This window comes from Streptomyces sp. NPDC046759, assembly GCF_040645475.1.
GTDB lineage: Bacteria > Actinomycetota > Actinomycetes > Streptomycetales > Streptomycetaceae > Streptomyces.
The window spans coordinates 352,890-367,439 of record NZ_JBEYYJ010000003.1; the positions used below are offsets into that span (position 1 = coordinate 352,890).

10 protein-coding genes are annotated in these 14,550 nt (G+C 73.8%); 5 read left to right on the forward strand and 5 right to left on the reverse strand.

The window, feature by feature from the left end:
• Nucleotides 1-14 precede the first annotated feature (14 nt).
• Nucleotides 15-2,990 (forward strand): type I polyketide synthase, encoded by a 2,976-nt coding sequence (locus ABZ919_RS06370; protein WP_361243379.1) that lies wholly within the window; start codon nucleotides 15-17, stop codon nucleotides 2,988-2,990.
• 86 nt (nucleotides 2,991-3,076) lie between these two features.
• Here the strand turns inward: ABZ919_RS06370 and ABZ919_RS06375 are convergent, their stop codons facing one another.
• Complete coding sequence (locus tag ABZ919_RS06375) at nucleotides 3,077-5,137, reverse strand: prolyl oligopeptidase family serine peptidase (protein WP_361243381.1); 2,061 nt, start codon at nucleotides 5,135-5,137, stop codon at nucleotides 3,077-3,079.
• The gene (locus tag ABZ919_RS06380; RefSeq protein WP_361243383.1) at nucleotides 5,130-6,026 is read right to left on the reverse strand and encodes a TauD/TfdA family dioxygenase; all 897 of its coding nucleotides are present in this window, start codon (nucleotides 6,024-6,026) and stop codon (nucleotides 5,130-5,132) included. Before ABZ919_RS06380 ends, ABZ919_RS06375 begins: the two co-directional genes overlap by 8 nt.
• 162 nt (nucleotides 6,027-6,188) lie before the next feature.
• Here ABZ919_RS06380 and ABZ919_RS06385 point away from each other — a divergent pair, with 162 nt between their 5' ends.
• The 4 genes from ABZ919_RS06385 to ABZ919_RS06400 all read left to right on the forward strand — a co-directional run bounded on the left by ABZ919_RS06385 (nucleotide 6,189) and on the right by ABZ919_RS06400 (nucleotide 11,281).
• Nucleotides 6,189-8,123: a non-ribosomal peptide synthetase gene (locus ABZ919_RS06385; protein ID WP_361243384.1), complete on the forward strand. Its 1,935-nt coding sequence runs from the start codon at nucleotides 6,189-6,191 to the stop codon at nucleotides 8,121-8,123.
• The gene (locus ABZ919_RS06390) at nucleotides 8,120-8,854 is read left to right on the forward strand and encodes an alpha/beta fold hydrolase (RefSeq protein WP_361243386.1); all 735 of its coding nucleotides are present in this window, start codon (nucleotides 8,120-8,122) and stop codon (nucleotides 8,852-8,854) included. Before ABZ919_RS06385 ends, ABZ919_RS06390 begins: the two co-directional genes overlap by 4 nt.
• Nucleotides 8,855-8,917: 63 nt before the next feature.
• Nucleotides 8,918-10,009 carry an AMP-binding protein gene (locus ABZ919_RS06395; RefSeq protein WP_361243388.1) on the forward strand — a complete coding sequence of 364 codons (1,092 nt, stop codon included), beginning with the start codon at nucleotides 8,918-8,920 and terminating at the stop codon, nucleotides 10,007-10,009.
• Between the two features lie 21 nt (nucleotides 10,010-10,030).
• The gene (locus ABZ919_RS06400) at nucleotides 10,031-11,281 is read left to right on the forward strand and encodes a GNAT family N-acetyltransferase (protein ID WP_361243390.1); all 1,251 of its coding nucleotides are present in this window, start codon (nucleotides 10,031-10,033) and stop codon (nucleotides 11,279-11,281) included.
• Nucleotides 11,282-11,304: 23 nt separating this feature from the next.
• On the opposite strand, the gene ABZ919_RS06405 is transcribed toward ABZ919_RS06400, so the two are convergent.
• From ABZ919_RS06405 to ABZ919_RS06415, 3 genes are all read right to left on the reverse strand, one after another.
• Nucleotides 11,305-11,961: a hypothetical protein gene (locus tag ABZ919_RS06405; RefSeq protein ID WP_361243391.1), complete on the reverse strand. Its 657-nt coding sequence runs from the start codon at nucleotides 11,959-11,961 to the stop codon at nucleotides 11,305-11,307.
• 43 nt (nucleotides 11,962-12,004) lie between these two features.
• Nucleotides 12,005-13,309, reverse strand: coding sequence for an amino acid deaminase (locus ABZ919_RS06410; RefSeq protein WP_361243393.1), 1,305 nt, complete (start codon nucleotides 13,307-13,309; stop codon nucleotides 12,005-12,007).
• A gap of 85 nt (nucleotides 13,310-13,394) precedes the next feature.
• A complete protein-coding gene (locus ABZ919_RS06415; RefSeq protein WP_361243395.1) occupies nucleotides 13,395-14,528 on the reverse strand; it encodes an aminotransferase class V-fold PLP-dependent enzyme in 1,134 nt (377 codons plus the stop codon).
• Between the last annotated feature and the right edge of the window lie 22 nt (nucleotides 14,529-14,550).

Consider the following 14,550-nt stretch of genomic DNA (forward strand, 5'->3'; position numbering starts at 1 on the left):
GTGAAGGTGATGACATGGCACGCGACCGTTCCCTCGACATTGCCGTGACCGGCGTCTCAGGCCGGTTCCCGGGGGTGTCGGACCTGGCCGAGTGGTGGGATGCCCTGAAGGCGGGCCGGGTGCTCACGACTCGCTACGACCGGCGGCGACTCGTCGCCGCCGGGGTGCCCGAGAGCCTCGCGGACGACCCGGACTTCGTGCCGGTACACGGCCGTCTGCCGGACGCCGACCGCTTCGAGAACGACCTGTTCCGGGTGAGCCCGCGCGAGGCGGAGATGATGGATCCACAGCTGCGTCTGATGCTGGAGTGCGCGTGGACGGCGCTGGAGGACGCGGCCGTCAATCCTGTCGACACCGGCCTGGTGACCGGCGTGTACGCCTCCGCCAGCGCCTCCGGTTATCTGCACCGCATGATCGCCTCAGGCCGGCTGGACGCCCTGACGATCGAGGACGCCCTGCACGGCTGTGCGCCCGACTTCCTGGCGAGCACCATCGCCTACCGACTCAATCTGTCCGGGCCGGCACTGGCCGTGCAGACGGCCTGCTCCTCGTCGCTGGTCGCTGTGCACATGGCCGTCCAGGGGCTGCTGGCCGGCGAGTGCGACCAGGCGCTCGTGGTCGCCGCGGGCTTGGCCCACCCCCAGGCCGGTCATCTGCGAGTGCCCGGCGGCATCCACTCCGCCTCCGGGCACTGCCGGCCCTTCGACGAGCAGGCCGACGGTGTGGTCGCCGGTTCCGGTGTCGCCTGCGTCGTACTGCGCCGTCTCGACGACGTGCTCGCGACGGGCCCCGAGCCCTACGGGCTCGTCCTCGGTACGGCGGTCAACAACGACGGTGCCGCGAAGGCCGGCTATTACGCCCCGTCCGTCGACGGCCAGCAGGCCGCGATCCGGGCCGCTCTCGAAGCGGCCGACGTGGACGGCGCGAGCATCGGATACCTCGAGACACACGGTACCGGCACCCGCATCGGCGACCCCATCGAGTGGTCAGCGGCCTCCGGTGCCCTGCGCGCGGCGGGCGCGCGTCGCGGCCAGATCCCGATCGGGGCCCTGAAGGCGAACACCGGGCACCTCGACAACGCGGCGGGACTCGCCGGACTGATCAAGGCCCTGCTGGTGGTACGGGACGGCGTCGTGCCACCACTGGCCGGGTTCAGCCGGCTCAATCTGCTGCTGGAGACGGAGGACTGCCCGCTGTACGTGCCGACGCGGGCCACCCCGTGGCAGGGCCCCGAGCCGCGCCGGGCCGGAGTCAGCTCCTTCGGCGTCGGCGGCACCAACGCGCATGTGATCGTCGAACGCCCCCCGTCACGGGTGATCCGCCCGGAAGAAGCGGGTGTGTCACCCGCGGGACACCTGGTCCTGCTGTCGGCGGCGGACGGGACGGCGCTGGACCGTTCGGCCGAGCGCCTCGGCCGCCACCTGGCCACGCACACACCGCGCGCGGCCGACGTCGCCCGGACCCTGGCGACCGGGCGAGCCGCGCTCGGCGAACGGCTCGCGGTGGCGGGCGCGACCTCCGCGGAGATCGCCGAGCGCCTGGCCACCGGCGCCGGGGTGGTGCGCGGCAGCCGCCCGCCGGCCAGGCCCGCCCCGGTGATCCTGGCGTTCCCCGGGCAGGGGGCCCAACGACCCGGCATGGCGGTGCCCTTCAGCGAGGCCCTGCCCGGTTTTCCGGCGGCTCTCGGGGAGTGCCTCGACGCGTTCGACCCCGGCACGGCCGGCGTCCTCGCACGGGCGCTGTCCGACCCCGGCTTCCCCGAGGGCGAGCTGGCACAGACGCGGCTGGCCCAACCCGCCCTGTTCGCCGTGGAGTACGCGGCCGCCACCGCGCTGCGCCGGCTCGGTGTGGCCACCGCGGGGGTGATCGGCCACAGCCTCGGCGAGATCACCGCAGCCTGCGTGGCCGGCGTACTGGCACTGCCGGACGCGGCCCGGCTGGTCGTGTTGCGCGGACGCCTCTTGCAGGACTGCCCGCCCGGGGCCATGCTCTCCCTCGGCTGCGGTGAGAACGAGGCACGCGCGCTGATCACCGCCTCGGGGCTCGAGATGGAGATGTCCGCCGTCAACTCCCGCGAGAGCTGCGTCGTCGCGGGCACCCGGGAGACGGCCGACGCGTTCGAGGCGTGGCTGGCGGGGCAGGTGCACGTCCGGCGGCTGCGCACCAGCCACGCCTTCCACTCGTCCCTCGTCGAGCCCGCCATGGGCCCGCTCGCCGAGGAGCTGGCCCGGATCACCGTACGACCGCCCGCTGTGCCGTGGGCCACCACCGACGGCCGGCTGGTCCTCGCGGGAGAGCCTGCCGACCCGCTCGGTCTCGCCGAACGCACGCGCGCCACCGTGCGGTTCGCGTCGGCGCTCGGCGCGCTCGCCGCGCACCTGCCCGGCGCGGTGGTGGTGGAGGCCGGTCCGGGCCGCGCGCTGTCGGCTGCGGCCACCGCCGCGGACCTGACGGCGGTGCCCCTGGCCGACGGCCGCGAGACACCGGCCGGCCGGCAGGTCCTCACGGCGCTCGGCACCCTGTGGACCATGGGCCAGCCGCTGGATCTGGAGAGCATGTGCGGTGCCGGTGAGCTGGTCCGGCTGCCCGGTTATCCCTGTGCCGGACCGCGCCGGATCGCTCCGGAGGCACTTGCGCGGCCGGTGGCCGCCGGCCCCGATCCGGCCGGACCCGCGACCGGGCGGGCCGAGGACACGACGGCACCCGACACACCCGGGCCGCGCCGCGCCGCCGTCACCGACGTGGCCGCGCGGCTCACCCGGGTGTGGCGTGAGCTGCTCGGCCACGACAACCTCGACGAGAAGGCCGACTTCTTCCTGCTGGGCGGCGACTCCTTGCTCGTCACCCGGCTGGCCCGGAAGCTGCGGACCGAGCTGGGCGTCACAGTGCCCATGCGTGAACTGCTGCTCGCCCGGACGCTGGAGGGCCAGAGCGAGCTGGTGCGCCGCCTCGCGCAGGGCGAGTCGGCACCCGCCCCCACGGCCGGCTGATCCGGCCCGGCCCCGCCGACGGCTAAGGCCGTGGCCCACGGTAGAGGTCCGTGGGCCACGGCCGTTGCTCTTGCGGTGGTGGGCGGCTACGCGTACTCCTCGGCGCGCCCGGCCCGCGGCCGAGTCTTCAGCTCCACCCGGGGAACGCCCGGCGCCGTGAAGCCGAAGACCTGGGCGCAGGCGGACAGTTCGGCGTGCAGGCAGGAGACGATCGTCTCCGCACGGCGGAAGCCGTGCTGTTCGCCGGGGAAGGTGAGGTACGCGTACGGCACCTCGCCCTCCCGCAACCGCTCCAGGAACGTCTCGGCCTGGACCGGCAGACACACCGGGTCGTCCAGGCCCTGGAGGAGCACGAAGGGCGCCCGGACCCGGTGGGCGCCGCGCAGCGGGGACACCCGCGCATAGCGGGCCGCGGCCTCAGGCCAGGGACCGACCAGGCTGTCCAGATAACGCGACTCGAAGTCATGCGTGCCGCGTTCGCTCCACCCCTCGGGATCCAGCAGCGGATAGTAGATGCCCGCGACGCGGTACAGCTCCGGCTCCGCGACCAGGGAGGCGGCCGCGGTCCAGCCTCCGGCGCTGCCTCCGCGGATCCCCAGCCGGCCTGGGTCGGCCAGGCCTTGGGCCACCAGCGCACGGGCCGCGGTCGCGCAGTCGCGCACATCGACCACGCCCCACTGACCGCGCAGCCGGTCCCGGTAGTGCCGGCCGAAACCGGTGGAGCCGCCGTACTGCACATCCACCACACCGATGCCGCGGCTGGTGAAGAAGGCGACCGACAGATCGGCCACCAGCCTGCTGCGGGTGGTCGGGCCGCCGTGCGCCTGCACCAGGAAGGGCGGCAGCTCGCCGTCCTCGCCGGTGCGTCCGGGATGGTAAGGCGGGTAGACGTAGGCGTGCACCTCCTCGCCGTCCTCGCCTGTGAAGACGGCGTGGTAGCCCGGTGACAGATAGTCGGCGTACGTGCTGTCCGGCGCGTGCAGCACCTCGGCTCCGGCCACCGGATCGTCCCGGTCGGTGTCGACCAGCAGCAGGGCGACCGGACTGCGCGGCCCCCCGGCCGTCGCAACGAGTCTGCGGCCGTCGGTGGCCAGTACGGCCCACTCGGTGAACCGCTCGGCGCCCGCCACGTCCCGCAGTGTGCCGTCGGCCTCCAGGACCGCGAGACGGCGCCCGCCCGTGCCGTGGGCCACGAACAGCTGTCCCCCGGCGCCGGGGAAGAACCACCGTGCCCCGATGCTCCACAGCGCGTCGCCGAACTCCTCTGCGCGCGGGCAAAGGGCCCGGCCCCGGCCGGCGCCGCCGGGGGTCAGCTCGTACAGGTTCCACCAGCCGTCCTGGTCGCTGAGGACGTACAGGGTGCCGGGCCGGTCGGGAGCCCATTCCACCTGGCTCACCGAGATGCCGGGCCCGCCCGCCACCTCGCGGGCCTGCCCCAGCACGCCGTCGGGGCCGACCGGAGCGCACATCACCACGGTGCCGTCCCACGGCATGGCCGGGTGGTCCCAGCCGAGCCAGCACACCTGGGTACCGTCGGGCGACACCTTGGGCCCGGTCATGAAGTGGTGGCTCGCCCCGAGTACCCGCACCGCCGCCGGGTCTCGCGCGGCGCCACCGTCGAGCGGGAGCGCGACCAACTCCCTGCGCACATCGGCCGGGTGGGTGCCCGTGACCTCCTCGCGCAGGCACCACACCTCGTCCCCGACCCGGATGAAGTCGCAGTAGCGGGCGCCCTGGCGCAGCACAGGCTCCGGACTGATCGGCCGCGGAGCGGCACCAGGGACCGCCCGGTACACCTGCTGGTCGGCCCAGTGGGTGAACACACATCCCGCTTCGGGTCCGTCTCCGAGCGGGAGCCAGGGCCTGCCGCCGTACTCGATGACACGAGTGCGGACGTCCCACTGCGGGCCGAGCGCCTCGGCGGTGGCGCCGTCCGAGGTGCGGCGCACCAGGGCGGTGCGGCCGCCCTCGGCCGGCCGGGTCTCGGTCCACCACACCTCCTCGCCGACGAAGGCGGCCCACTCGGTGCGCGTCTCGCCCGCCGCCGCGACGGCCGCGCTGATCGGCGAGTCCCAGCTACCGTACGGGGCTTGCCGTGTCTGCTGTCCGGACCGCGGCGCCGGCCCGGGCCTTCCGGGGTCAGTCACGGCCCGTGCTGTACGCCGTGGTGTCACCGCGCAGCGCCTCGCTCGGTCGGCCGTCGACCCCGACGGGTACCGGGGCGACTACGGTGAGGCGCTCGCCGCGCCGGTACTGGTTCCCGTAGTCGTAGATCGCATAGTGCGCCGTGGCCTGGTTGTCCCAGATGGCGATGTCACCGACCCGCCACTGCCAGCGGACGGTGTGCTCCGGCCGGGTCAGGTAACCCTGCAGCAGCCGGATCACCTCACGGGACGCCTCGGGGCCATAGCCCACCACCCGTCGGGCGAAGCCGCCGAGCAGCAGCGAGCGCTCCCCGGTCTCGGGGTGGACGCGCACCGCGGGGTGCTCGGCCTCGTAGGGCGTGGCGATGTAGTGCCCGCGCTCGATGACGGTGTCGTCGGTGAAGTCGCAGTCGTTGCTGTGCACGATCCGCAGCCGGTCGGCGAAGTCGCGCAGTTCCGCGGGCATGCTCTGGTAGGCGATCGCGGCGTTGGCCCAGACGGTGTCTCCGCCCACCGGCGGGATGACCTTGCTGTGCAGGAACGCGAAGGCCGGCGGGCGCTCGATGAACGTGAGGTCGGTGTGCCAGTGATTGGCGCGGGTGCCCTGCTTGGAGTCCATCTCCCGCAGGTTGGGACGGCCGTCGGGGGCGTCGTAGATCGGGTGTCCCAGGGTCAGTTTGCCGAAGCGCCGGGCGAAGGCGGCCTGGGCCTCGTAGTCGAGGTCCTGATCACGCAGGAAGATCACCTTGTGCTCGAGGAGCGCGGCGCGCAACCGGGCGACCGTGGCGTCGTCCAGCGGACCGCTCGCGTCCACGCCGTCGATCCGGGCACCGATGTTCGGGGTCAACGGCGTGACGGTCACGCCGGTCTGCGGCAGCAGAGTCTCGGTCATCGTCCTTGCCTTTCCCATGAGTCTACGGAAGCGGGAGGGCGCGTCGGGGCGCCCTTTTCCAAGTTCGGCAATAGGTTGCCATTCTTATGACTAGCCTGACAATATCGATTGCCAACGTCGTGTCCTGAGTCACCGGCCAGCACAACCAGCAGAGGAGTCCTGATGGCACACCGCACCGCGGAACTCGGCGAACCGCTGCCCGCCGGACCACTGCCCCCGGTTCACGAACTGGTGGGCCGGATCGCCGCGCAGTCGCCCGACCGCCCCGCCGTCCGCGCCGGCGCGAGCGACATCAGCTACGGCGAACTCAGCGCCTGGGCCGACCGGACGGCCGCCCGCCTGGCTGACGCGGGCGTCGGGCCCGGGTCCCTGGTCGGAGTGCTCGCCGAGCCGTCCACCGCCATGGTGGCCGCGATCCTGGCCGTCCTGAGGTGCGGGGCCGCCTACGTCCCCGTCGACCCCGCCCACCCCGACCGGCGCATCATGGCCGTCCTGCGGGACGCCGGGGTGAGCGCCGTCGTGACCGCCGGCACGACCGGTGAACGCCTGCCCGCTCCGGGCGTACCGGTGATCGCGGCCGACTGCGAGGCAGAGCAGGAAGGCGGCAGCGGGAGCGCGATCCGGTTTCCGGCCGCGTCGGTGCGCGAACAGGACGCGGCCTACCTGATCTACACCTCGGGCAGCACCGGGGAACCGAAAGGAGTCGTCGTCGAGCACGGCCAGCTGGCCGCCTCCACCGCGGCACGCCGCATGGTCTACCCGGGCCGGCCGGTCTTTCTCCTCGTCTCCCCGCTGGCCTTCGACTCGTCCGTGGCAGGACTCTGGGGCACACTCACGGCCGGCGGCTGCCTGATCGTGGCCGGTGCCGACGACATCAAAGACCCCGAGCGCCTGGTCGAGCTGGTGGAGCGTCACGAGGTGACCCACCTGCTGTGCGTGCCCTCCCTGTACAGCGTCCTGCTGGACGCGGCCTCGCGGCTCGGCACCGCCCGGCTGTGCACGCTGGAAACCGTGATCGTCGCCGGCGAACCACTCCCGCCCGAGCTGGTCGAGCGGCACTTCGCCCTGCGCACCGGACAGACCGTGCTCGTCAACGAGTACGGGCCGACCGAGGCGACCGTATGGGCCAGCTACCACCGCTTCGAGGCCCCGGGGCCGGTCTCGATCGGCCGTCCGGTGCCCGGTTCCCGGCTCTACGTCCTGGACGACGAGCTGCACCCGGTGCCCCCGGGCGGCGAGGGCGAACTGTACATCGGCGGTGCCGGAGTGAGCCGCGGCTACCACGGGCGGCCCGAGGCCACCGCCGAGGCGTTCGTGCGGGATCCGTTCGCCGACTCCTCCACGGCCCGCATGTACCGCACGGGCGACCTCGTGCGCCGGCAGCCGGACGGCACGCTGACGTTCCTGGGCCGGCGTGACCACCAGGTCAAGATACGCGGCCATCGTGTGGAACTCGGTGCGGTGGAGGCGCACCTGGCCGAGCTGCCGGGAGTACGGGAAGCCGCCGCGGTGGTGGACGGCACCGGCGGCACCCTGGCGGCCTTCGTCGTGACCCCGGGGCGGACGGACACCGCATCTCTCAGGGAACGTCTGGCCGAACGGCTGCCCGCCGCGATGGTGCCCGCGAGGATCACGGTGCTCGACGACTTCCCCCGCACGGTCAACGGCAAGATCGACCGGGCGGCGCTGCGCGAGCGGGCCGACGCGGAACGGGCCGCGGCGCCGGAGGGCCCCTCTCGGTCCCTCGAATCCGCCCGGCCCGCCGAGGGCGAGCTGACCGACAGGGTGACCGCGGCCTGGGCCGAGGTGCTCAAGAGGACACACGTGCCCCTTGACGTCAACTTCTTCGATCTGGGCGGGCATTCGCTCGCCATGTACCAGCTGCGCGAAGCCCTGCAGCGGCACACCGGGCAACGGCCGTCCATGGTCGCGTTGTTCCAGCACACAACGGTGGCCTCGCAGATCACGCTGCTGCGCGACGAGACGGACCGGGCGGCGGAGCATGGGCGCGACGCGCGAGCGCGGCAGGCGGCGGCCCGCCGGGCCCGTGCCCTGCGGGCCGGCCGGCGGGCCGTACGTCAGGAGGAAGCGTCATGACCACGAAGGCCCGCATCCTGCGCCGCCAGGTCCCCGCCCCGGACGCCCGCCTACGGCTCGTCTGCTTCCCGCACGCCGGAGGGTCCGCCTCCTTCTTCCGTGACTGGGGGCACAGCCTGCCGGGGATCGAGGTGTACGCGGTCTGTTACCCGGGGCGTGCCGAGCGACTCGCCGAGCCGCCGCCGACCGATCTGCGGTCCGTGGCCGCCGAGGTCGCCGATGCGTGCGAGGAGGTGGCCGACCGGCCCATCGCCCTGTTCGGGCACAGCATGGGCGCGCCCATCGCCCTGGAGACCGCCGCGGCCCTCGAGGCGCGGAACATCCAGCCGGTCCGCCTGTTCGCCTCGGGCTCCCGCAACGCACCGTACCCGCCGCCCTTCACGGGGGCGGACAGCGACGACGCCGCGGTGGTCGAGCGGCTCCTCACCCTCGGCGGGACGGATCCCGAGCTGGCCGCCGACCCGGAGTTCCAGGAACTGGTCCTGCCCTATGTGCGGGCGGACGGGCGTATGTTCCACGCGTACGCCCCCCGCCCCGGCCTGTGTGTGCGGTGCCCGGTCACGACGATCGCCGGAGACGCCGACGAGGACGCCGATCTGCGTCCCTGGGCGGAGCTGACCCGCGGGGGCCTGGAGGAGCACACCGTGCGGGGCGATCACTTCTACCTGGTCTCCGAGCCTCCGCACGCCCTGATCCGGCAGTCCCTGACGGCGGTCGCCGCCCCGGCCTGACGCGGCCGCGGCATGTCGCGCCCCGCGCGTGTCCCGACTCGCAGCATTTCGCAGGAGGTTCCGATGCCCACACGGGAACATGTCGACACGGTCGGGGCCCGACCGCCCGTACATGAGGTGGTGGCCGCCGTCTGCGGACGGGTACCGGCGCGCACGGCCGTACGCGTCGGGGGCGACGCGGTCACCTACCGGGAACTCGACCGGTGGGCGACGTGGATCGCCCGGTGGCTGGCCGGGGCGGGGGTGGGCCGGGGCGACCGCGTGTGCGTCCTTGCCGAGCCGTCGCCCACGGCCGTCGCCGCGATGCTCGGTGTGCTGCGTGCGGGCGCCGCGTACGCCGGTGCCGACGCGTCCGCCCCGCGACCCGTGCTGAAGGCCGCACTGTCCGCGCCGGCGCCGCGCTGCGTGGTGGCGTCCCGCGTCGGCCTGCGGCGGCTGACCGGACTCGGTCTGCCACCGCTGCCCACGGTGGCCGCCGAAGGCCCCGGCGCCCTGCGGGGCCCCGCCGGGGCGGTGCCGTTGCCGCGCAACGCGCCGGGCGACCCGGCCTGCGTGGTGCGTCCGACGACGCCGGAAGGCTCCGCATCGGGCGGCAACCTCCTCACGCACGCCCGGCTTTCCGCCGCGACGGCGGCGTACCGCGCCCTGTGCCCGGGCTCGCCCGTCCTCCTCCTGGCAGCGCCGCTTGCCCGCGACTTCGCCGTGGTCGGGCTGTGGGCGGCGCTCACTGCCGGCGGGCGGCTGATCATGACCGACGACCACGAGGCACCCGGCCCCGACGCTCTGACCCGCCTCGTGGAACGACACCGGGTCACCCAACTGACCTGTCCTGCCAACCTGTTCGCCGACTTCCTGGAGGCGGCGGCCAGGTCCGGTCCGCAGCGGCTGCGTACGCTGGACACCGTGACGGTCTGGGGCGGTGCGATACCGCCGTCCCTGTTCACGCGGCACCGGCGCCTGCTCGGCGACGCGGTGAAGCTGGTCGAACTGAACGACCCCGTTCCCCCGGTCCCCGTCAAGCCGCATGAGCACGGCGGCCCGGAGGCGCCCGCTGCCGTCGGTCCGGACGCGCGTGGCCGCTTCGGCCGTCCGGACGCCGTCGTCCACCGGCTCGTCCTGCCGTCACCGCCGCACCGCTCCGAGGTCCGCGCCTGATTCGGAAGGAGCACGTCCGACATGTTCTCCGTCCCGCCCGCCCCCCTTCCGCCCTACCCGCTGCGCCCGGTCGGCGCCGACGAGTTCGAGAGCTGGGCCCTGGCCATCGCGAACACCTACGGCGAGGACCGCACGGCCTCCCAGCTGGCGGTCGAGCGGAGCACGATCGAACTCGACCGCACCCTCGGCGCGTTCGACGACGGCCTTCCCGTCGGTGGCGCCGCGCTGTACACCCGCGCGCTGACGGTGCCCGGTGCGGTCGTGCCGGCCGCCCGCGTGGCCTGGGTGGGGGTGGCCCCCACGCACCGGCGGCGCGGCATCCTCACCTCGCTCATGCGGCGGCAACTCGACGACGTGTACGCGTCGGGCCGGGAGCCGATCGCCGTCCTGAACGCCTCGGAGGCAGCGATCTACGAACGCTTCGGCTACGGCGTCGCCTCGTACCAGGCCGACTACCTGGGCGACACCCGATCGATGGCGTTCCGCCCGGGCGCCGACCTCGGCCGGGGCAGTGTGTCGCTGCTGCCTCGCCAAGCTGCCCGGCCGGTCCTGGAGAAGCTGTACGAGAGCGCGCGGACGCTGGTTCCGGGCCGCATCGACCGCCCGGGCCCCTTCTGGGACGACCGGCTCTACGACGCCGAGCACGCGCGGCACGGGGCGACGGCCCTGCGGTTCGCCGTGTACACCGAACCCGGTGGCGAGGTGACCGGGTACGCCTTCTACCGGCTCAGGGGCGGCGGTCACGAGAACCCGCTGAGCACAGTGGCGGTCGGGGAAGTGGTGACCGTGCGCCGGCAGGCGTACGCGGCGCTGTGGCACTACCTCATCGACATCGACGTCCATCCGCGGATCAGCTACCGCGGGGCGCCCGGCGAGCCGCTGCTGCACCTGCTCGCCGACATGCGGGCGCTGCGCGTCACCGTCTCCGACGGCCTGTGGGTGCGACTCGTCGACGTCGGCCGCGCGCTCGCGGCGCGCCGCTACGCGACCGCGCTGGACGTGGTCCTCGAGGTCGAGGACCGGTTCTGCCCCTGGAACACCGGTCGCTACCGGCTGTCGGCCGACGGCGGGCAGGTCTCCTGCGTCCGTACGACGGACCCCGTGGACCTGAGCCTGTCGGTGACCGAGCTCGGTGCCGTCTACCTGGGAGGCACGACCCTGGAATCGCTCGCGTTCGCCGGGCGCGTCACCGAGCGGCGGCCGGGCGCGCTGGAGCGTTGCTCGCTCGCCTTCCGCAGCGGTCGGGAGCCCTGGTACTCCGCCGAGTTCTGAGCCGCGCGGCGGGTGTGCCCTCGTCAGGGTGTCCGCTGGTTGACCCACCGCCGCTGTCCGGCCGGCCAGGGCTCCCGGGACGGGGACCGGCCCCGCCGGTCCCGGCGGCGGCCGGGTCGCTGCCGGCGGGCTGTAACGCGCGCGGCGGCCGGCCGGGGTGCGGCATCCGGCACGGCCGTGAGCAGCGCGAGCGCTGCCGCATCCAGCGCCGCCAGCGCCGCGAGGGGCACCTCGGGACGGGTGAGGAGGCACAGGAGCACGCTGAGCGGGGCCGCGACACTCCAGGTCGGTACCGGGCGCGGCACCGCCGTGCCCGCCGGGCCGGCCGCCGCGACGTACCCGAGGAGCCACATGAGCCCGGCGAGCCCGCTGCACGCCACCCAGACGGGCCCCGGCAGGAGCGGCAGGGCGGCGAGCCCCGCCGCGGCGAGCACGCCGCCGGCGAGCCGGGCCGTTCCGGAGGCCGCGGGCGTTCCGCGCCCCGCCGGACGGGGCCGCGGGCGCGCGGCGAGTACGCCCGCGCCCAGCGCCGCCACGGCGAGCAAACCACCCAGGAGGTGGCCGGCGGGCGACCGGCCGGCCAGCAGCACGGCCGCCGGCAGGGCCGTGGCCGCGTGCGGGTGGCGCAGCCACCCGGCCACCGGGTCCGCGCCGCGTGGTCCGGTGCGGGTGTGGGTCATGCGCTCCCCCTGCTCCCTCGCCGTTTCCCGGCCGTGCCGGCGGTCAGAAGAACGTGCGTACGAAGTCGACGACGGTCTCCCCCCGGGTCACCGGGATCAGCTGCCATTTGTCGAAGGCCGTACACGGGTAGGCGAGCCCGATGCCCGCCCAGTCCCCCACCCGGATGTCGTTGCCGGGCGCGAGCCGGATGAAGGCGTGCTGGTCGTTGATTTCCTTGATCACGCAGTCGTGCAGCGGACGGGTCGAGCCGTCGTCCCGCCGGACGAGTTGCGGCTCGGGCTGCCAGGCGTCGAAGGACAGGTCGCGCTTGCCGGCCGTGACCAGGGCGAGGCCCGGTTCCGGGGTCGAGGTCACCCGGCCCCAGGCCCGCAGCGCCGGCCGCAGTGACTCTTGCCCGCTCTGCCGGGAGAACGGCGACATCCAGCGGTAGAAGCCGTCGTCGTGGACGATGTAGCAGCCGCTGCGCAGGACCGGCAGCACGTCCGGTCCGGACGGCCACGGTCCGGTGAGCGCCTCGGCGACGCGGTCGAAAAAGCAGCTGCCGCCGGCCGTCAGCACCACGGTATCGGACTCAAAGAGGCGCTCGTCGAGAAGGCGTTCCGTCACCTCCCGCATCCGCGACAGGAACGTGTCGATGACGTTCAGGCTGTACGGCGAGGGGTCGTTGACCAGAACGCCTTCGTATCCCCCGACTCCGACCAGCCGCAGCACCGGGCTGTCGGCCACCGCGCGGGCCGTGGCGAGGGCGTCCGCCACCGTGCGGGCGCCGGCCCGGCCGCCCGTACGGCCGACCTCCACGAGGACGTCGACAGGCCGGGCCGGCGCGGGCCTCAGCGCGGTGAGCGCGTCGTTCATGCGCTGGACGACGTCGGGTGAGTCGGCGAAGCAGCTGAACCGGTAGGCGGGGTCGCGGTCGAGGTCGGCGCTGATCCAGTGCAGGGAGGGCGCGTCGACGAGCTGGTTGGCGAAGAGCACGTTCGATACGCCGAAGGCGCGGTAGACGCGCAGTTGTGCGGTGTTGGCCGCGGTGATCCCCCAGGCCCCGGCGTCCAGTTGGCGCGCCCACAGCTGCGGGGCCATGGTCGTCTTGCCGTGCGGGGCGAGCTGGACGCCACGCTGGGCGCACCACTTGGCCATGGTGGTGACGTTGTGCTCCAGGGCGTCGGCGTCGATCGTGAGCACGGGCCCGACGAACCCGTCGTCGAAGACGTTGAGCCGCCGGGCCGCCAGCTCGGCGACCGTGCTGCCCTCGGCCGAGACCGGCAGGCCCTTGAACCGCCAGTCGATCCGCTCGTCGCCGAGGGCGCACAGCGCGTCCCGGTCGATCGCTTCGTGTGGTGAACCCATGATGTCTCCGCCCTCGCCCGGACTCCCGGGCGTTGCTGGAAAATTCCTCAATCGCCGGTATGCCGCGCAGCGGCGCGGTGTCGGGTCAGCCAATGACGGCCCGCAGTGCCCGGGCGAACACCTCGACGTCCTGTGCCGAGTTGTAGTGATGGGGCGACACGCGCACGGCGTGCTCGATCCCCTGCCGACGCATGAACAGGGGCGTGTGACTGCCCTGGGCGACCCAGGCGTTGACCCCCCGGGCCGACAGTTCCTCCCGCAGCCGCGCCGCGGGCATCCGGTCGCACACGAACGTGACGATGGAGGCGTGGCGGGCGCCGGGATCGACCAGCCGGGTGCCGGGTGTCTCCTCGACCACCTCGCGTACCAGGTCGCGCACCGGCCGGGCGTCGCCGGCCCGCCGCGACGTCCGGTCCAGGTGCTGGCGCAACGCCGCGTCCAGGCCTACGATCGCGGCCCCCGACCGCTCCGCGTATTCGAATCGCCGCGCACCGTCCGTGTGCACCTCGTAGGTGTCGTCGGAGGTCATGTCGGCAACGTGCAGATCGTGGAAGACCGGCCGTGCCCGCGCGCGCAGCCGGGGCCCGATGTAGGCGAAACCCGTGCCGCGCGGCCCGCACAGGAACTTGCGTCCCGCGCCGGTGAGCAGGTCGCAGCCGATGTCCGCCACCGAGACCGGGAGCTGGCCCACGGACTGGCATGCGTCCACCAGGTACAGGCACGGCCAGGGCGCCAGGACCCGGCCGATCTCCTCGACCGGGTTGACGATGCCGCAGCCGGAGGGCACGTGCGGTACGGAAACGACGGCCACGTCCTCGCGAAGGGTGCGGCGCATCCAGTCCACGTCAAGATCGCCCCCGGGCAGCAGGGGGATCACCTCCAGCCGTATCCCGGTACGGCGGCGCAGCTCCGTCCACAGGATGAGGCTGCCCGCGTACTCATAGGGGGTGATCCAGACCCGGTCGGCGCCGGTCAGGACCAAGGGGGTGACGGCCGAGCTCCACGCGCGGGTGGCGCTGTCGAACAGCGCCAGGTCCTCGGCCGGTGCGTCGAGCACGCGAGCCAGGTTGCCGTACACGCCCTTGTCGAGCGTGTCCGCGTGCCGCAGCTCCGTCTCGTACGCGCCGTCGGCCGCCTCCTGTCGCAGGTAGCCGCTCATGGTGTCCACGACGGCGGCGGGCATGAGTCCGGCGCCCGCGGTGTTCAGGTGCACAGGCACGGCGTCCTCTCCTCTCGCGTCG

Bases quoted from the DNA above. Each gene is read 5' to 3' on its own strand.
- ABZ919_RS06370 (WP_361243379.1), top strand. From the start codon at position 15: ATGGCACGCGACCGTTCCCTCGACATTGCCGTGACCGGCGTCTCAGGC.
- ABZ919_RS06380 (WP_361243383.1), bottom strand. From the start codon at position 6,026: ATGACCGAGACTCTGCTGCCGCAGACCGGCGTGACCGTCACGCCGTTG.
- ABZ919_RS06385 (WP_361243384.1), top strand. From the start codon at position 6,189: ATGGCACACCGCACCGCGGAACTCGGCGAACCGCTGCCCGCCGGACCA.
- ABZ919_RS06390 (WP_361243386.1), top strand. From the start codon at position 8,120: ATGACCACGAAGGCCCGCATCCTGCGCCGCCAGGTCCCCGCCCCGGAC.
- ABZ919_RS06395 (WP_361243388.1), top strand. From the start codon at position 8,918: ATGCCCACACGGGAACATGTCGACACGGTCGGGGCCCGACCGCCCGTA.
- ABZ919_RS06400 (WP_361243390.1), top strand. From the start codon at position 10,031: ATGTTCTCCGTCCCGCCCGCCCCCCTTCCGCCCTACCCGCTGCGCCCG.
- ABZ919_RS06405 (WP_361243391.1), bottom strand. From the start codon at position 11,961: ATGACCCACACCCGCACCGGACCACGCGGCGCGGACCCGGTGGCCGGG.
- ABZ919_RS06410 (WP_361243393.1), bottom strand. From the start codon at position 13,309: ATGGGTTCACCACACGAAGCGATCGACCGGGACGCGCTGTGCGCCCTC.